This is a genomic window from Blochmannia endosymbiont of Camponotus pudorosus, from assembly GCF_059934925.1.
The window spans coordinates 173068-193568 of record NZ_CP011793.1; the positions used below are offsets into that span (position 1 = coordinate 173068).

General features: G+C 26.9%; 12 protein-coding genes. 9 read left to right on the forward strand and 3 right to left on the reverse strand.

The window, feature by feature from the left end:
* Window positions 1–42 precede the first annotated feature (42 nt).
* The 5 genes from ftsZ to folK all read left to right on the forward strand — a co-directional run bounded on the left by ftsZ (window position 43) and on the right by folK (window position 6640).
* The gene (gene ftsZ, locus Bpudo544_RS00745; protein ID WP_500825452.1) at window positions 43–1206 is read left to right on the forward strand and encodes a cell division protein FtsZ; all 1164 of its coding nucleotides are present in this window, start codon (window positions 43–45) and stop codon (window positions 1204–1206) included.
* 86 nt (window positions 1207–1292) lie between these two features.
* Window positions 1293–2183 carry a UDP-3-O-acyl-N-acetylglucosamine deacetylase gene (gene lpxC, locus Bpudo544_RS00750; protein WP_500825453.1) on the forward strand — a complete coding sequence of 297 codons (891 nt, stop codon included), beginning with the start codon at window positions 1293–1295 and terminating at the stop codon, window positions 2181–2183.
* 243 nt (window positions 2184–2426) lie between these two features.
* Window positions 2427–5015 carry a preprotein translocase subunit SecA gene (gene secA / locus Bpudo544_RS00755; protein WP_500825454.1) on the forward strand — a complete coding sequence of 863 codons (2589 nt, stop codon included), beginning with the start codon at window positions 2427–2429 and terminating at the stop codon, window positions 5013–5015.
* 583 nt (window positions 5016–5598) lie between these two features.
* Window positions 5599–6060, forward strand: coding sequence for an RNA polymerase-binding protein DksA (gene dksA / locus Bpudo544_RS00760; RefSeq protein ID WP_500825455.1), 462 nt, complete (start codon window positions 5599–5601; stop codon window positions 6058–6060).
* 76 nt (window positions 6061–6136) lie between these two features.
* Entirely contained in the window at window positions 6137–6640 is a 504-nt protein-coding gene (gene folK / locus Bpudo544_RS00765; protein ID WP_500825456.1) for a 2-amino-4-hydroxy-6-hydroxymethyldihydropteridine diphosphokinase, read from the forward strand.
* Window positions 6641–7243: 603 nt separating this feature from the next.
* Here folK and lpdA read toward each other — a convergent pair.
* The 3 genes from lpdA to aceE form a co-directional block, all read right to left on the reverse strand.
* Window positions 7244–8671 carry a dihydrolipoyl dehydrogenase gene (gene lpdA, locus Bpudo544_RS00770; protein ID WP_500825457.1) on the reverse strand — a complete coding sequence of 476 codons (1428 nt, stop codon included), beginning with the start codon at window positions 8669–8671 and terminating at the stop codon, window positions 7244–7246.
* A 95-nt stretch (window positions 8672–8766) separates the two neighbouring features.
* Window positions 8767–10086, reverse strand: a complete 1320-nt coding sequence (locus Bpudo544_RS00775) for a 2-oxo acid dehydrogenase subunit E2 (protein WP_500825458.1) — start codon at window positions 10084–10086, stop codon at window positions 8767–8769.
* 14 nt (window positions 10087–10100) lie between these two features.
* Window positions 10101–12776 carry a pyruvate dehydrogenase (acetyl-transferring), homodimeric type gene (gene aceE, locus Bpudo544_RS00780; RefSeq protein ID WP_500825459.1) on the reverse strand — a complete coding sequence of 892 codons (2676 nt, stop codon included), beginning with the start codon at window positions 12774–12776 and terminating at the stop codon, window positions 10101–10103.
* A gap of 1326 nt (window positions 12777–14102) precedes the next feature.
* On the opposite strand from aceE, the gene mrcB reads away from it, so the two are divergent.
* From mrcB to eno, 4 genes are all read left to right on the forward strand, one after another.
* Window positions 14103–16445: a bifunctional glycosyl transferase/transpeptidase gene (gene mrcB, locus Bpudo544_RS00785; protein ID WP_500825460.1), complete on the forward strand. Its 2343-nt coding sequence runs from the start codon at window positions 14103–14105 to the stop codon at window positions 16443–16445.
* Between the two features lie 156 nt (window positions 16446–16601).
* A complete protein-coding gene (gene erpA, locus Bpudo544_RS00790) occupies window positions 16602–16949 on the forward strand; it encodes an iron-sulfur cluster insertion protein ErpA (RefSeq protein WP_500825461.1) in 348 nt (115 codons plus the stop codon).
* A 389-nt stretch (window positions 16950–17338) separates the two neighbouring features.
* Window positions 17339–18982 (forward strand): CTP synthase, encoded by a 1644-nt coding sequence (gene pyrG / locus Bpudo544_RS00795; RefSeq protein ID WP_500825462.1) that lies wholly within the window; start codon window positions 17339–17341, stop codon window positions 18980–18982.
* Window positions 18983–19080: 98 nt separating this feature from the next.
* A complete protein-coding gene (gene eno, locus Bpudo544_RS00800; RefSeq protein ID WP_500825463.1) occupies window positions 19081–20385 on the forward strand; it encodes a phosphopyruvate hydratase in 1305 nt (434 codons plus the stop codon).
* The last annotated feature ends 116 nt before the right edge of the window (window positions 20386–20501 follow it).

Consider the following 20501-nt stretch of genomic DNA (forward strand, 5'->3'; position numbering starts at 1 on the left):
ATTTAAATTAATTAAGGGATAAATGGTAATCTGGAGAAAATTATGTTTGAACCAATGGAATTAACTAGTGATGCTGTAATTAAAGTAGTTGGTATTGGAGGTGGAGGTAGTAACGCAGTGGATCATATGTTGAGAGAGCGTATTGAAGGTGTTGATTTTTTTGCGGTTAATACTGATGCTCAAGCGCTAAGAAAAATGATAGTGGGACAAACTATTCAAATTGGTAGCTCTATAACTAAAGGGTTAGGAGCTGGTGCTAATCCGGAAATTGGTCGAAATTCTGCAGAAGAAGATCGAGATGTCTTGAAAGCTACTATAGAAGGAGCTGATATGGTATTTATTGCTGCAGGTATGGGTGGAGGAACAGGAACAGGAGCTGCTCCTGTGATAGCAGAAGTAGCTAAAGATTTAGGAATTTTAACTGTAGCTGTAGTAACGAAACCTTTTAGTTTTGAAGGAAAAAAAAGAATGATGTTTGCAGAACAGGGAATTTCTGCATTATCAAAATATGTAGATTCATTAATCACTATTCCAAATGATAAATTGTTAAAAGTTTTAGGGCGTGGTATATCTTTGTTAGATGCGTTTAGTGCGGCTAATGATGTATTAAAAGGAGCAGTGCAAGGTATTGCGGAATTAATTACTCGACCAGGATTAATGAATGTAGATTTTGCGGATGTTCGCACAGTAATGTCTGAAATGGGGTATGCTATGATGGGCGCTGGAATAGGATGTGGTGATGATAGAGCAGAAGAAGCATCTGAATTAGCTATTGCTAGTCCATTACTAGAAGATATAGATTTATCTGGAGCTCGTGGAGTATTGGTAAATATTACTTCAGGATTGAATTTAAGATTAGATGAGTTTGAAACTGTGGGAAATACTATACGTTCATTTGCGTCTGATAATGCAACGGTAGTGATAGGAACATCTTTAGATCCTGATATTAATGACGAATTAAGAGTTACCGTAGTAGCTACTGGAATTGGAATTGATAAGCGGTCGGAGACAATATTATCTAATAATACTCAGGAAGATATGATAAAAACAGCGAAAGAACATAATTATCATAATCGTTCTCCTAAAAATTCGTCTGATTTTTTTAATGGATCTGGACATAATTTAGATATCAAAGAAACTCAAGATAATTTGATTTCTGAAAAAGAGACAAATTATTTAGATATTCCAGCTTTTTTGAGGAAATAATAAGTGTAGATTATATGATTATCTTTTTGTGTATAACATAAAGATTTATTTTTATTTGGTTTTAAGAATATTATCTTAAATAGGCGATGATTAAACAACGGACATTAAAACGAATGACTCGTATTACTGGAGTAGGGTTGCATACTGGTCGAACAGTTACTATTAATTTGTATCCTGCTTTAGCAGATACTGGAGTGATTTATCGTCGAGTTGACTTAAATCCACCTGTAGATTTTAAAGTTAATGTAAAGTCTGTTGGTAATACTATGTTATGTACATGTTTAAAAGATAAGTATGGTATTCATCAAGTTTGTACTATTGAACATTTAAATGCTGCTTTATCAGGGTTAGGAATAGACAATGTTATTGTAGAATTAGATGCTTCTGAGATACCAATTATGGATGGTAGTGCTGGTCCATTTGTATCATTATTAGTGAATGCTGGTGTACAGGAACTGAATATTTCTAAAAAATTTTTTAAATTAAAACAAATTGTAAGAGTTGAAGAACAAGATAAATGGGCTGAGTTAAAGCCTAATGATGGTTTTACATTAGATGTTACTATTGAGTACAAACGCTTAATAGTTGATCCTATATATCAGCATTATTTTTTTAATTTTTCTACTAAATCGTTTATATCTGAAATTAGTTCAGCTCGTACTTTTGGTTTTATGAATAAAATCAAAGATTTGAAAAGTCAAGGATTTATTTTAGGAGGTAATTTAAATTCTGTCATTGTTATAGATGATAATAATCAAGTTTTGAATGTAGAAGGGTTACGTTTTGATAATGAGTTAGTAAGGCATAAAGTTCTTGATGCTATTGGAGATTTATTTGTTTGTGGATATAATATTCTTGGGTCTTTTTCTGCTTTCAAATCCGGTCATACTTTGCATAATAAATTACTTAGAACTGTTTTATCACGTCAAGAATCATGGGAAATCATTTCTTGTATTAATACAAATAATTTTAATTAAGGTATTTTAGTGAGGTTTTAAAGTTAAATAGTACGTTGTTATATATGAAATCTATTTTCATTGTATAATAAAAATAGATTTAGATTACAGTATATATGTAATGTATGTTAATTTGTGTTATATATATGTAATATATAGGTAGCTGTTTATTAATATTTAAGGTAGTATTTTAAATATTTTTTAGTTTATTTAATTGAATAAATAGTAATTAAATATTAAGTTTTATATTAAGATCAAATTATTATGGTATTTTTGTTTAAGTTTTTAAGAAAATTTTTTAAAAGTAGAAATGAACGCATGCTATTGCGTATGAAAAAAATAGTAGATATGATAAATTTTTTGGAAAAAGATATAGAAAGATTAAGTGATGATCAATTATCCAATAAAACCAATGAATTTCGTGAATTTATTAAATCTGGGATTGATATAGAACAATTATTACCTCAAGCATTTGCTGTAGTTCGTGAAGCTGGTAAGAGAATTTTTAATATACGACTTTTTGATGTACAACTATTAGGAGGTATTGTTTTAAATAATCGTTGTATAGCAGAGATGCGTACTGGAGAAGGAAAAACTTTAACAGCTACCTTACCTGCATATTTAAATGCATTGAGTGGAAAAGGAGTACATATTGTTACGGTAAATAATTATTTAGCAAACAGAGATGCAACATATAATCGACCTTTATTTGAGTTTTTAGGATTAAGTGTTGGAGTAAATTTGCCAGGACAATCTGCAGCTTTAAAGCGTGTGGCATATAACTCCGATATTACATATGGAACGAATAATGAATATGGATTTGATTATTTGCGGGATAATATGGTATTTTCTCTTAAAGATAAAGTACAACGTACATTGCATTATGCACTAATAGATGAGGTAGATTCTATTCTAATTGATGAAGCTCGTACTCCTTTAGTAATTTCTGGCCCTTCAGATAATCCATCATCATCATATTTAAAAATTAATGAGTTAGTATGTAGTATTATTAAAAAAAATGAAGATGTTATTTTATCTTCTTCAAAGGAAAAATACTTTACAGTTGATGAAAAAATTAAGCAGGTTATTTTAACTGAAAGAGGATTAATCTTAATAGAAAAATTATTAATTGAATCTGGGTTAATGAAGTTAGGTGAGTCGTTATATTCTTCCGAAAATATTATATTAATGCATCATGTTAATGCAGCATTACGTGCTCATACTTTATTTATATGTGAAGTAGATTATATAGTTAAAAAGGGAGAAATATTGATTATTGATGAACATACAGGGCGAGTGATGCCTGGTCGTCGTTGGTCAGATGGCCTACACCAGGCAATAGAAGCTAAAGAATGTGTGAAAATTCAAGATGAAAATCAAACATTGGCTTCGATTACTTTTCAAAATTATTTTCGTTTATATGAAAAATTAGCTGGGATGACTGGTACTGCATATACTGAGTCTTTTGAATTTAGATCTATTTATAAATTAGATACTATTGTTATTCCTACAAATAGACCTATGATTCGTAATGATCTTCCCGATGTGATTTATATGACTGAGCATGAAAAAATTGATGCTATTATTAATGATATAAGAAGTTGTGTCAAAAGAAATCAACCGGTTTTAGTTGGGACTATATCTATTGATAAATCTGAAATGATTTCTCATGCTTTAAAAAGATTGGGAATTGTTCATAAAGTTTTAAATGCTAAATTTCATGCAGCAGAAGCAGAAATTATAGCTCAAGCAGGATATCCTGGAGCAGTAACTATCGCTACTAATATGGCAGGTCGAGGAACTGATATTGTGTTAGGTGGAAATTGGCAAGCAGAGTATGTTAAATTACGTACTAATAATAATACAATTAAATCTGATTGGGAAAATCGTCATAATTTAGTATTACAATCTGGAGGTTTACATGTAATTGGAACTGAACGACATGAATCCCGTCGTATTGATAATCAGCTTAGAGGGAGATCTGGAAGACAAGGTGATATTGGCTCATCTAGATTTTATTTGTCTATGGAAGATTCATTAATACGTATTTTTGCTTCTGATAAATTGATTGGGTTAATGAAAAAGTTAGGTATGAAGTCAGGTGAATCAATAGAACATCCTTGGATTACAAAAGCTATTGCTCATGCTCAAAGAAAAGTAGAAAATCGAAATTTTGATATTAGAAAACAATTATTAGAGTATGATGATGTAGCTAATGATCAACGTAAAGTTATTTACGCACAAAGGAATGAGTTGTTGAGTATATCCAATATGAGTGATGTTATAAAAAATATTCGTTTTGATGTTGTTAATAAATTATTGAATACTTACATACCTTTAGAAATTATAGAAAATAAAAGAACTTTATTAAAGTTAGAAAAATGTTTAGAATTAGATTTTCATTTAACTATACCACTTATAAGATGGTTGGATAAAGATTCTTCATTATATGAGAAAAAAGAGAAAATAAGAGATCGTGTATTAATGGAAATGGAAAGGCAATATGTTTATATTCAAAAATCTATCGGTATAGAATTTATGAATACTTTTGAAAAGAATATTATGTTAAAAACGTTTGATACATTATGGAAAGAACATTTAGCATCAATGGATTATTTAAGGCAAGGTATTCATTTAAGAGGATATGCTCAAAAGGATCCAAAACAAGAATATAAAAAAGAATCATTTTCTATGTTTAAAAAAATGTTAGATCATCTAAAATATGAAGTGATTAGCGAAGTCAGTAAATTATATGGAACTGTTTCATTAAATATGTTAAAACATTCTATAATCATTAAAAAAAATAAATATAATCATACTAAAATAAAAAATAAAAATATTGTAATTGATTAATACATTATGTTGATTGAAGATATTAAAATGAACAATATCTTTATGATGAGTATATAGATATAGTTTTAAAGGTTTGAAAAGATATATAAAAATATGTTGTTGTATTGTTTTGATTAGGTGATTAATAGTATATATGTTTCAAGATATAAGTTGATACTAATAATTAATATTTTTTGAAATATTAAAGATATTAAATAAAATGATTTTTATAGAAATAAGAGAATGATTATTTAAATTTTTGTAAGTTTTATGTAGTTTCTGTGTATTCAAACAAGAAATTCAGATTGTATTTGTATGAAATTAATAAAGGAAAAGAGAGTATAAAATAGTATTATGATTTTATAAGAAAGAATTATTTAAATTGTATAAATAATTTATTATTATTTTTAATAATAATTAGAAAATGAATGTGTTTATATATTTTATTATTAATTTTTAAATATTATGCAATATTATAATTATTCAGTTTACATTTTTGAGTGAATTTAATGATATATGTATTACATATATAGCGTTGTTTGTGCTTATAAATTTTAGATATACTGTTGTGTATATGAATATATGAGTAAGAAGTGAGGAGTATATGTTAAAAAAATCGTTGGATAAAAAACGTTCTTCTTTAAATGTATTAATGATTGCTGGAGTAAAACCGTATATCCAAACGTTAAATGAAGAATATATGAATACACGTCAATTATTGCATTTTAAATCTATTTTACAGGCATGGAAATTTCAATTAGAAACGGATATAAAGTATTCTATGTTAAATATGCAAAGTGAAGTGTCCGTGAATTTTCCAGATCCAGTAGATAGAGCTGTACAAGAAGAAGAATTTAATGTTACGTTACGAAATCGAGATAGAGAACGAAAGTTGATAGAAAGAATTGAAAAAACTTTAAAAAAAATTGATATAAAAGAGTTTGGATTTTGTATATCGTGTGATATAGAAATTGGAATTAGACGATTAGAAGCGAACCCGATAGCAGATTTATGTATTGATTGTAAGACTTTAGAGGAAATTAAGGAAAAACAAATGATAGGTTAAGTTGTTTGTATTATATGTTTTAAAATTTATTGAATAATAAATATTATTTTATTCTATCACAAAATAATAGAAAATTATGGAAAGGGTATGGGTAGGAGTAGGAAGTAACTTATTAGATCCTAAAAGTCAGGTAGATCATGCGATATGGGCTCTTTCTAATAAAATTCCAAAAACGAAATTTGTTGTTTGTTCTAAATATTATCGTAGTCGGCCATTGTATCAGCTTGATCAACCAGATTTTTTAAATACGGTAGTGGTACTAGATACCAATTTAAATCCAGAATTATTATTGGATTATATGCAAGAGATAGAAAAAAGTCAAGGTCGCACTCGAAATCGAAGTGTTTTTTTTTGTCATTCTTATCAATCACGTACATTAGATTTAGATATTTTATTGTTTGGAAAACATATAATAAATACTGCTAATTTGGTTATTCCCCATTACCATATGATGGTAAGAGAATTTTTTATATATCCTTTATTTGAAATAGATAAGTATTTAATTTTTCCAGATAATACACATATAGCAGATGTTATTAAAAAATTACCTAAAAATGGATTAACATTTTGGAAAAGTTAATTCATTTTTGTTAATACTAAATAAAAATAAATATAAGATTGAATTAAGTTTTTGTATATTTTATTTTACAATCATATAGAATTAATTTTTATACTATTAATATAAGTGGAATTAATTATTTATTAATATAGTAATCACATATGTGGATTGATTGATGATTATATGAGTGCATATCTACAATATAGTTATTAATATGATAGTAATTAATTTTTTTTGGGATAAATGAATGAAAATTTAATATAAAAGTTATATTTATTTTTAGTTTTTAGATAATTTGATAAATTATAGAATAAGGTATGCATAATTTATTTAATTTTTTAATTAAAAGATGATACAATTTGTTTATTATAGTGATAGTGTGATTTATTTCAAATATTTGGATATGTCTTGTGTGACAACCTACGTTAATTACGTGTATATTTTTTAAAAATATTAAAAATAGTTAGATTAATATTAAGTAATTATATATGGCTATCATGTATTGATAGACTGATTAAACCACATAGTTTTTTTATTTAAAAAAATTGAATATATACAAATATGCATTATTAAATGTTTGTTTAAATTGTTAAAATAAATAATTATATATGATATATGTCACTGTTATAGAGATAATTTTTTAATAGTTTTATGGTACATTTTTGCCGCTAGTTCTATTGATTCGTGTAATGTAGGATGTGCATGGATAGTTAAAGTAATATCTTCAACATCACATCCCATTTCTATTGCTAAAGCTATTTCTCCTATGATTTCGCTGGAATGAGATCCGATAATTTCTGCGCCAATAATTCTATGTGTTTTTTTATCAAAAATTAGTTTGGTTATTCCATCAGAGCAATCCGAGGCAATAGCTTTTCCTAAAGTTGTCCATGGCAATGAAACAGATTCATATTCTATTTGTGCGCTTTGAGCTGTTTTTTCAATATAACCAACCCAAGCTATTTCTGGATCAGTATATATAATAGATGGAATTACTTTAGTATCAAAACAATAATTTTTTCCAGAAATAACTTCTGATGCTATATATCCTTCATGTATACTTTTATGGGCTAACATTGGATGCCCAACAACGTCTCCAATAGCAAATATATTTGATACAGTAGTACGCATTTGATTATCTACAGAAATAAATCCATTTTTATTTAAATTTACTCCGATATTTTTAAGATTTAATGTATTACTATTTGGAGCTCTTCCAATTGCGATTAGCACAGCATCGTATCTATTAGTTTTTTTTATATTTGTATCTAAATTATTTTCCATAACTACATATATACCATCTTTTTGAGTGTATGCAGAAGTGATAGTTGTATTAACAATACAATTGATATTTCTCTTATGTAAACTTTTAGAAAAAATTTTAGATATATCTTGATCTAATATTGGAATAATGTGATTACATGATTCTAATAATTCTATTTCACTGCCTAAGGCTTGATATATAATCGCCATTTCTAACCCAATGGCTCCAGATCCTACAATTAATAAAGTTTTAGGTATTGATTTTAATGATAGTGCATCGTTCGAATTCCAAATTCTTTGATCTTTTGGTAGGAAAGGTAAAGATATAGGGTAAGACCCTGTTGCTATAATAGCGTAGTCAAATATAATTGTTAAAGTTTCATTTTTATGAGTATAAAATACTTGGAGTGTATTGTTATTAATAAATTTGCCTAATCCGTGAATAATCTTGACGTTATGAGTTTTAGAAATTGAGTGTAAGTTTCTTGATAATCGGGTAATAATATTTTCTTTCCATAAAGATATTTTATTGAAATTAGGTTGAATTTGTGTTTGGTTTTCTACAAAACCATATTTACTTAAATTTTTGTTATCGTTAATTAACTTAGAGATATACAGTAATGTTTTGGATGGTATACATCCAACATTTAGACAGACTCCTCCTAGGTTTTCATAACGTTCGACCATTATAGTCTTCATGCCTAAATCAGCACAATGAAAGGCTGCGGAATAGCCTCCTGGCCCTGAACCTAAAACTAGAACATTAGTTTTTTCTATTTTTGTGTGCATAGTATTATTCTTTTCTTATATTTTAAAAAATGGAATCATGTAAATATAATACCATAATTATAGCAATGATTTTTATTTCTTTTAGTATATAAAGATTACATAGACAATAATCGTATATCTGAAAGTATTTTATTAACACGATTTATAAATTTTGCTCCATCTACCCCATCTATAACCCGATGATCATAAGATAGAGATATAGGTAACATTAATTTAGAGATAAATTTTTTTTTATTCCATACAGGATGTATAATAGATTTGGATATTCCTAAGATAGCTACTTCAGGAGAGTTTATAATAGGAGTAAAAAACATTCCTCCAATACCACCTAAGTTAGATATAGTAAAAGTTCCTCCTTGCATATCGGAAGGAGTCAATTGATTTTCAATGCGTGCTTTTTTAGAAATTTCTGATAATTCTTGAGCTAATGTAATAATATTTTTTTTATTAGTATCATGTAGAACAGGGACTAATAGTCCTATTTTAGTATTTACTGCTATTCCAATATTAATATATTTTTTTAAAATTAATTCATCTCCATTTTTTGATAAAGAACTATTGAAACGGGGAAATTCTTCCAGTACTTTAGAAACTGCTTTTATTACAAATACTAGTATTGTGATTTTATAATTTATTTTTTTATTTTTTGTTTCTAAATTTTGTTGTTTTCTAAAAAGTTCTAAATCAGTGATATCAATCATATCAAATTGTGTCACATGAGGAATATTAATCCAATTTTTTTGTAAATTACGTCCCGAAGATTTTTGTATTTTAGTTAATGGTATTGTTAATATATTATTAGTTTTTTTAGGATTTATTTCTGATATTTTTTCTTTTAAATGAAAATATTGATTAGGTATTTGTGAGGATTGAATGTTGGAATAAGTATAAGTATTGTTTTTAAGATGATTTAGATGATTTTGAATATCTTCTTTTAAAATTCGACCTTTTCGTCCGCTACCTTGTATAGTTAATAGATCTAGTCCAAATTTTCGGGCCATTTGTCTAACTGCAGGAGTGGCATGTACGATAAAATTATCAGTAGTAGTTGATAAAAATTGAGTATATTTTGTGTTGTCATAAGAAATTTTATTATTATCTTTTTTGATTGTGTTTTCTAAATCGTTTTGTTTATTAACAAAATTTACTTTTTTGTTTACAGGAGTCAGATTGTTATGATTATTTTCTATATTTAATGATAAAATCAAAGACCCTGTACGTACTTTTTCTCCAATTTGAATGTAAATTTTAGCAACAAGACCTGCATAAGGAGAAGGGATTTCCATAGATGATTTATCTCCTTCTATTATAGCTAAAGGCTGATTAACAATAATGTTATCTCCTGTTTTTATTAGTATTTCAGTTACTTCTAATTCATCTTCTCCAATATTTGGTACACTAATATTAATCGCCATTGTGATTCCTCTTTTTATGTTAAACGCGGATTAATTTTTTCAGGATCAATGTTAAATATTTTAACAGCTTTTAACATAGTATTGGAATTAATATATCCTTGTTTTATTAAATTGGATAATACAGCAATTACTATGTATCCAGAATTGACTTCAAAATAATGTCTTAAATTTTCTCGGCTATCAGAACGGCCAAATCCATCTGTTCCTAAAACGAAAAAATGATGATTTGGAACAAAACATCTAATTTGTTCTGCAAATAATTTCATATAATCAGTAGCAGCAATAGTAGGAAAATCATTTAAAACAGAGGTTATATAGGGAATTTTTGGAGTATTTGTAGGATGTAACATATTCCATCGTTCGCAATCTTGCCCATCTCGAGCTAATTCAGTGAATGAAGTAACACTATATACATCTGAACTGATATTATATTCGTTTGATAAAATTTGAGCAGCTTCACGTACCATTCTTAAAATTGAACCAGATCCTAGTAACTGAATTTTACTAATTTTTCCAGGTAAGGATTCTAATTTGTAAATACCTTTACAAATACCTTCTTCTACTCCTGGGGGCATAGCAGGCATATGATATTTTTCGTTTAACGTTGTGATGTAATAATATATGTTTTCTGGATTTTTTCCGTACATACGCATTAGACCGTTATGTATAATAACAGCAATTTCATATGAATATGCTGGATCATAAGAAATACAGTTAGGGATAGTTAATGATTGAATATGACTGTGTCCATCAGCATGTTGTAATCCTTCTCCATTTAAAGTGGTTCGACCAGATGTAGCTCCAATTAAAAATCCTCGAGCTTGTTGATCAGCTGCTGACCATAAGAAGTCTCCTATTCTTTGAAAACCAAATATGGAGTAATATATATAAAAAGGTATCATAGGAAAGTTATTAGTACTATATGAAGTAGCAGCAGCTAACCAAGAAGCAGCAGCTCCTAATTCACTAATACCTTCTTCTAGAATTTGACCTTGTTTGTCTTCTCGATAGTATGAAAGCATATTATAATCTTGAGGAGTATATTGTTGTCCTAATGGATTATAAATTCCAATTTTTCGAAATAAATCTTCCATTCCAAAAGTTCGGGCTTCGTCTGCAATGATAGGAACTAATCTGTTTTTAATTGAATGATGATTTAGTAAAATATTTAATATACGAACAAATGCTAATGTAGTAGAAATATTTTTATTTTGAGATTTAAATAATGAATGAAAATATTCTAATTTTGGAAGCTCTAAGGAATAAGTTGAATTTTTTAAACGATTAGGAAGATATCCAAATAATGATTGCCGTTTTTTATGTAAATATAGATATTCTTCTGAATTTTTTTTAAAAGTTAAATATGGTAATGAATCTATTTGATCATCTTTAATAATAGTATTTAATTTTAATTTATTTCTAAAATATTGAATTTTTTTTATACTAATTTTTTTAATTTGATGAGCTATGTTTACTCCTTCTATTTCCGATCCCATTTCGTATCCTTTAATGGTATGCGCTAAAATCACAACAGGTTTTTCAGTATTATTTTTAGCTTTCTTTAAAGCAGCAAAAATTTTTTTAGGATCATGACCTCCTCTGTTTAGTTCCCAAATCTCAGAATCACTCATATCATCAACTAGTTCTTTAGTTTCCTTATATTTTCCGAAAAAATGTTTACGAACATAGTTGCCATCCTTGGATTTAAATGTTTGATAATCTCCGTCAACAGTTTCATTCATTAATTGAATTAATTTTCCAGTTTTATCTTTATTGAATAGTTTGTCCCATTTGCTTCCCCAAATTACTTTTATAACTTCCCATCCTGATCCTGTAAATACATTTTCTAAATCATTAATAATTTTTCCATTGCCTATAACTGGGCCATCCAATCGTTGCAAATTACAATTAATTATGAAAATTAGATTATTTAATTTTTCTCGAGAAGCAATATTAAGCGCTCCTTTAGATTCAGGTTCATCCATTTCTCCATCTCCTAAAAAAGCGTATACTGTTTGTAAAGAAGTGTTTTTTAAATTTCTATTGTGTAAATATTTTAAAAATTTAGCTTGGTAAATTGCATTAATTGCAGTAAGCCCCATAGAAACTGTTGGAAATTGCCAAAATTCTGGCATTAATTTTGGATGAGGATATGAAGGAAGACCTATATTTTTTACTTCTTGACGAAAGTTATTTATTTGTTCTTCACTTAATCGTCCTTCGAGAAAAGCTCTAGCATATATTCCTGGAGAGATGTGTCCTTGAAAATAAATTAAATCGCCTTCATCTATTGAATTTCGAGCTCGAAAGAAATGGTTAAAACATACTTCATATAATGTAGCAGATGATTGAAAAGAAGCGATGTGCCCTCCTAAATCTAACTTTTTTTTTGAAGCATGTAATACTATCATCATAGCATTCCAACGAATGGCAGCACATATACGTTGTTCTATTTCTAGATTACCTGGATATTTAGGTTCATCCTGCGCTGGAATAGTATTAATATAGTTATTATTTAACAAATTGCTATTATTAAGTATAACTAGTCCGTTGGTTTGAGCCTTGCTGGTAATTTGATTTATTAAAAATCGAGCTCGAGTAATACCATCCTTTTGGATAACTGAATCAATGGATTGTATCCATTCTTGTGTTTCTATTGGATCTATATCGTGATGTAAGAAAGATGACATTATTGAGTTTCCTTAATTTATAAATAAAAAAGAACAATAATCGTATAATGTAATTTATATGTATTAATATGCATTATCAATATGATAATTAATTAATATTTAATGCATCTTTGTAATAAAAAAATATCTTAAATTGAAGTAAATTAACAAAATATAAGTTTTTTGTCTATATATGATGTTTGATAGTGATTAATAATAAAATTTATTCTATTTATTAGCATAAATACAAGTAAATAATGTATTTTTAAATTAATAAAATATATATAGAGTTTTTTAGTTTGTTTGAGTTTAATTGTTTTATAGTAAGTAAATGTTTATTACTGTTGATATTAGTAATTTAAAATGTTGTTATTTTAACAATTAAAAAATAGAAATTATTGGTTATAATTGTTATAGATTTATGTAAGCTATAACAATCAGTATAAATATGTTTAATTTATTTTTTTGTATATACAAGATAACAGTTATAGACTTATATCATTAGTATAATGATTAATGACTTATTATTTGATACATTAAATATTTGTTATATTTATGTTTAATATTGCTATTTTGATAGTGATTTTAGAATAATTTTGTAAAATAATTAACGAATTAGCTGGATTGTATTATATTTTTAATTTAAGTATTCTCAGAATAAAAAATTAATAGTATATTTTATATACTAATGTCATTTAGATTAATAAGATATATATAATTTGATCTCTTGAATTTAATAAAATTATGTAAGTATATACTTTTCAAGTATTTCTTGAATATACTAATATTCATGTTTATTTTATATAATAAAATTAACAATAACTATATATTTTTATTTTTTTGTTAAAAATAAGTACTTTAAATTAATTTATAAGTTTAAAAGAATTTAAGGATATTTTATTGATAGGATATGTATTGAATTTTATGAATTTAAAATATAGGTGTTGCTAGATTTAATGTATGCATTTAATTTTAAAAAATTTTCTGAATATTATAATTAATATAGTTATATCTACCTATAGATTATAGGTATAATTTATTTGATCAGATGAATGGCTTTATTTTTTTATTAATGTAAAATGCATGTATTAGTGCTAATAATCATTTTAATTAATTTTAAAAAATAAAAGTTATTTAGTTGTTATAAATAATATATTTTTAGATATTGTTATATCATAATTAAATTGAACATGGATTTATTGGTGTCTATTTTGTTAGTGTTTTTGTTTAATAAATAGTGTATTTTATAGTGTATAAAAATAATTTTGTTTTCATTATTGTTGGGTTAATAATTGTATTTTTCAAAAAAGATGTTTTTTTAAATCATGTGTGTTTTAAAAATCTCTAGTGATAATAAATAATATATTTTATTTTGTTCGTTATGGTTTGTATGTATTTTTATGCATTACAGTATTAATTTGTGGGTATGGAATTTTTTTAGATAAAAAAATAAAAAATCGTATTAGTGATAGAATATGGCAATTTCCAACAGTTATATATAGCAGAGTTATAAATATTGAACCAAATATGTTGTGTAATAAAAATGATATGATTCAATTATTGAAATCACTACAATATCGTCAGGTTTCTAAAATTGTACGATCAGGAGAGTTTGTTGTATCCGATGATAATATTGAATTAATGAGAAGATCTTTTGATTTTCTCAATGGAGAAGAAAAAGAAAGTCATGTACTTTTATTTTTTAGTAACACAAAATTATTACGTATTTATAATCAAGATACTAAGAATGATTTCGGGTTATTTAGAATAGATCCAAAAATCATATCTATTCGATATTCTACTCGAGGTCAACAAAGGTTATTTATACCTAGATCTAAATTTCCAGATACACTAATAGATATGTTATTAGCTGTAGAAGATAGGTGTTTTTATGAACATGATGGTATTCAAATATCTGCAATGATACGGGCTTTTTTTACTAATATTATATCTGGGCATACTGTACAAGGAGGAAGTACTATAACACAACAATTAATAAAAAATTTATTTTTAAACAATACTAGATCTTTGTGGCGTAAATTTAATGAAATGTATATGGCTTTGATTTTTGATTATCAATACAGTAAAGATCGTATTCTTGAATTATATTTAAATGAAATTTTTTTTGGTCAACATGGTAATGATCAAATTAGAGGATTTCCTTTAGCTAGTTTTTATTATTTTGGAAGGCCAGTAAATGAGTTAAGTCTAGATCAACAAGCTATGTTAATTGGAATGATAAAGGGTGCTTCTTTATATAATCCATGGAAAAATCCTGAAAAAACATTAGAGCGTCGTAATGTAGTATTGAGTTTATTTAAAAATATCAATATTATTGATAGTGATTTATATTCTACACTTAAGCTTCGTCCTTTAGGAATACAATTAAAAGATGAAGTGTTAATTAATCAACCTGCTTTTGTTCAGATGGTATATGAAGAAATTAGTAATATAAATAAAATTCGTAATTTATTTGGGTTAAAAATATTTACTACATTGGATCCAATTGCACAGCAGTCTGCTGAAAAGGCAATACAATTGGGTATGCAAAAATTGAAATGTTGTTCTAATATATTAGATTTAGAAGGAGCTATGATAATTGTAGATCGATTTAACGGTTCAGTACGTGCTATGGTTGGGGGTTCAAATCCTCATTTTTCTGGATTTAATCGAGCTATGTATGCTAGGCGTCCTATTGGATCATTAATTAAACCAGTAATTTATTTAACTGCTTTAAATGAACCTAGTAAATATCGATTAAATACATGGATTGCAGACACTCCTATTAATTTAAAACAATCAGATGGATCAGTATGGTCTCCTAAAAATTATGATCGCCAATATAGAGGAAAAGTCATGTTAATTGATGCATTTGTGCAATCTTTAAATATTCCTACTGTTAATTTAGGATTAACAATAGGAATAGATACTATTACTGATAATTTAATAAAGCTAGGTATTTCTAGTGATTTAATTTCTTCTTTTCCATCTATTTTATTAGGATCTATTAGCTTATCGCCAATAAATGTTGCACAGGAATTTCAAACTATAGCTAGTGGAGGACAATATTCTAAATTATCGTGTGTAGAATATGTTATAGATTCAGAAGATGTGACTTTATATCAGCATTTTCCTAAGGTTAAACGTATGATTTCTCCTCAATCAGCATATTTAGTATTATTTGCAATGCAGGAAGTTGTAAAAAGGGGGACATCTTATAGTTTATCAGTAAAATTTCCTAATTTTCATTTAGCCGCTAAAACTGGCACAACAAATGATTTTCGTGATAGTTGGTTTGTAGGAATTGATGGAAAGGAAGTAGTTGTAATTTGGGTAGGGCGTGATAATAATGGTAAAACGAATTTAACAGGTACTAGTGGGGCGTTAAAATTATATAATCTTTATTTAGATAATCGAGGTAACCCTACTCCATTACAGTTAATAATACCAAGTAACATAATTCAAGTACCTATCGATAAATCTGGAAACTTTCTTTTAAACAATAATGAAAATAAAAACGATTATACATATATATTACCAATATGGAAAAATAATAATTTTTCTAGTATAGAATTAAGTTTGAGTAATCAATCAGAAGTTATTGAGTATACTGGATATTTACCTATTTTATCAGAAAAACAAGATTTTCGTGATATTAAAAAATGGATTAATAATATTCTTCAAAAATAATTAAAATAAATACATTGGCTTATTATATTGATATGATTTGGTTGATATTAATTTTAATTTATTGATTATAAATTTTAATTATTACTGAGTTGATGTATTTGTATATACAGAGATATATAGATATATAATAATATATACACAACAAGGCGATGATGTATGAAAAATAGTGTTTTTTCTATCCAATTGACAGATTTTGCTGCTGACAAAATAAAATATCTTATGAAAGTTCACGTAAATAAGCTAAATTTAAAGTTTCGTGTATATATTATAGGAGGAGGATGCGGTGGGTTTCAATATAAATTTATTTTAGATGATCAATTATTTGATGATGATTGTGTTATTGAAAACAATGGAGTAACATTGGTTATAGATTCTATGAGTTTGCAGTATTTGTCAGGCGGAACAATAGATTATCGTGAAGAATTGGAAGGGTCTAAATTTATCATGATTAATCCAAATGCTAAAACTACTTGTAGTTGTGGATCATCGTTTAGTATTTACTAATAATAATTAGTATTGTTTTTAATATAGATAGCGAACGCTATATTAAGGTACAGGATTTAGAGTTATTTAATAATTGTATTAAGTTAATTTGTTTAATAATAGTAATAAGTATAATAAATCCTATTTAAAAGAAGTAAATTAAGCTAATTATATTGCAAATGCAGAAACTATATGTGAATTATGAGCATTATGTATAGTGGTATTGTGTTAATGTGTGTTATTGTTTTTTATTGAATATATAAAATTAAATAATGCATATTATGTAGTATATTTATATTCTAATAAGAATGTAAATATTTGTTTGTTAATTTTTTAAAATGTAACATTTGTTGTAAAATACTTTATATTAATTAATTTGTTAAGAGTAATTATAAAAATCTGGATGAATAGTGGGGATAAATTATATTTTTGTAACAGGAGGAGTAGTTTCTTCCTTGGGAAAAGGTATTATGGCAGCGTCTTTGGCTTCAGTTTTGGAAGCTCGGGGATTAAGTGTTACTATAATTAAATTAGATCCTTATATAAATATTGATCCTGGAACGATTAGTCCGGTACAGCATGGTGAGGTGTTTATTACAGAAGATGGAGCAGAAACTGATTTAGATTTAGGACATTATGAACGTTTTATTCGAACAAAAATGACACGTTATAATAATTTTACTGCTGGACGTATTTATGCTGATGTTTTAAAAAAAGAACGTCGAGGTGATTATTTAGGTGCTACTGTTCAAATTATTCCTCATGTTACTTGTATGATCAAACGATGGTTAATACGTAGTTCTAAAAATTATGATATATTATTAGTAGAAATTGGAGGAACAGTCGGGGATATTGAATCTTTACCTTTTTTAGAAGCTATTAGGCAAATGGCAATAGAGGTTGAAAAAAAACATACTTTGTATATACATTTAACATTAGTTCCATTTGTTTCTGTATCTGGAGAATTAAAAACTAAGCCTACTCAGCATTCAGTAAAAGAGTTGTTATCTATTGGGATTCAACCTGATATTTTAATTTGTAGATCTGATAGGGTTATTGGAGATAGTGAACGACAGAAAATTTCTTTGTTTTGTAATGTACCTAAACAAGCTATTATTGCTTTGCCAGACGTAAATTCAATTTACAAAATTCCTTTATTATTGCAAACTCAAAAGTTAGACGATTATATTTGTAAATATTTCCAATTAAATTGTCCTAGAGCTGATTTGTCTGATTGGGAGAAAGTAATTTATTATCAGGATAATCCAATAGGTAAAATTACAATTGGTATAATTGGCAAATATACTGAGTTGACGGATGCTTATAAATCTGTGATAGAAGCATTACAACATGCTGGTTTAAAAAATCGTTTTTTTATAAAAATTCGCTTTATTAATTCCCAAGATGTAGAAAATTTGGGGATAGAAAAAATGTTAAAAGATTTAGATGGTATTTTAGTTCCAGGAGGATTTGGGTACAGAGGAGTAGAAGGTAAAATTTTATCTGCACAATATGCTAGAGAACGTAATATACCGTATTTTGGTATTTGTTTAGGAATGCAAGTAGCATTAATTGAATTTGCTCGAAATGTTGTAGGGATGTTAGGTGCTAATTCTACAGAGTTTGTAAGTGATTGTAAATATCCGGTAGTTTCAAAAATTCATGAATTTCATAGTAATAGTTGTTTTATGAAGCATGATAAAAACATTAATTTAGGTGGGACTATGCGTTTAGGAAATCAAGTATGTTATTTAGTTGAAGGGAGCTTAACTCAAAAAATGTATGGGAAGAAAGTTGTATTAGAACGACATAGACATCGTTATGAAGTAAACCCAATATTATTTAAACAAATGGAATATGCTGGATTAAATTGTGTTGGTTTTTCAAAAGATAATAATTTGATAGAAATAATCGAATATAAGTATCATCCGTGGTTTATAGGTAGTCAATTTCATCCGGAATTTAATTCTACTCCCAGAGAAGGTCATCCTTTATTTATAGGTTTTGTAGGAGCCGCAATACAGTATAAAAACTATCATAATAAATTAATTTAAAATTAATATAAGTATTATGTGTTTCGTGATATCTTCTTATTAAATAAGAAAAGAATGATTAATGAGAGTTGTATTTATTAATATGGGAAAAATTTAATATGTCTAAAATTTCCAATGTAATAGGTCGTGAAATAATTGATTCTCGTGGTAATCCTACGGTAGAAACAGAATTATATACTAAAAGAGGATTTTTTGGATTAGCTTCTGTACCATCTGGATCATCTGTAGGTTCTCAGGAAGCGTTAGAATTACGAGATCATGATAATAATCGATTTTTTGGAAAAGGGGTTCAAAAATCGGTTGATATTATTAATGGTCCTATTCGTTCTGCTTTATTAAATATGGATGTTACTCAACAGAGTGTTATTGATCAAATAATGATTGATTTAGATGGTACTGATAATAAGTCTAAACTTGGAGCAAATTCTATTTTGAGTGTGTCTCTTGCAGTTGCTAAAGCTGCTGCTCATTTCAAAAATGTGCCTTTGTATGAATATATTTCGGAGTTATATGGAACGCCACATGTATATTCTATGCCCATACCTATGATGAATATTATAAATGGAGGAAAACATGCTAATAATAATTTAGATATTCAAGAATTTATGATAATGCCTGTAGGAGCAAAAACTATTAAAGAATCAGTGCAAATAGGCTCGGAAATTTCATATAGTTTAAAGAATGTTTTAACTAAACAAGGAATATCTTCTGCATTAGGCGATGAAGGAGGATATGCCCCAGATTTGATTTCTCATGTTAGTGCTTTAGAATTAATTAAAAAATCTGTAGAAGAGTCTAATTATATTTTTGGAAAAGATATTGTTTTAGCAATAGATTGTGCTGCATCTGAGTTGTTTGATAAGAGTTTGAATAAGTATCATATAAAAAGTGAAAATTTATATTTTACTTCCAAAGAATTTGTTGATTATTTATGCACATTAGCACATAAGTACCCTATTGCTTCTATTGAAGATGCTCAAAGTGAATATGATTGGAATGGTTTTTATTATCTTACTAAAACACTTGGATCTAAAATACAATTAGTAGGAGACGATTTATTTGTAACTAATCCTAATTTGTTAAATAAGGGAATACAACAAAATATAGCTAATTCTATTTTGATTAAACCTAATCAGATAGGTTCATTAACTGAAACTTTATGTGTGATAAAATTAGCTAAAAAATATAAATATACTACAATTATTTCACATCGTTCTGGAGAAACTGAAGATACAAGTATTGCTGATATAGCTGTTGGAACATCTGCCGGTCAAATAAAAACTGGTCCGGTACGTTGTTCTGATCGTACTTCTAAATATAATAGATTAATTCGTATTGAAGAGAAATTAGGAAATGCTGCAAAATTTTATGGTATTAAAGAGATAAAAAATTTTGATTTATAAGTTATATTTTTTAATTTTTGTATGTTTTGATAAGTATTGCTGAAGTGTAATCACTATTAATTTTGAAAATTTAACATAGAATTTAGGTTATATTAATTGGTTATATTCTAAAATTA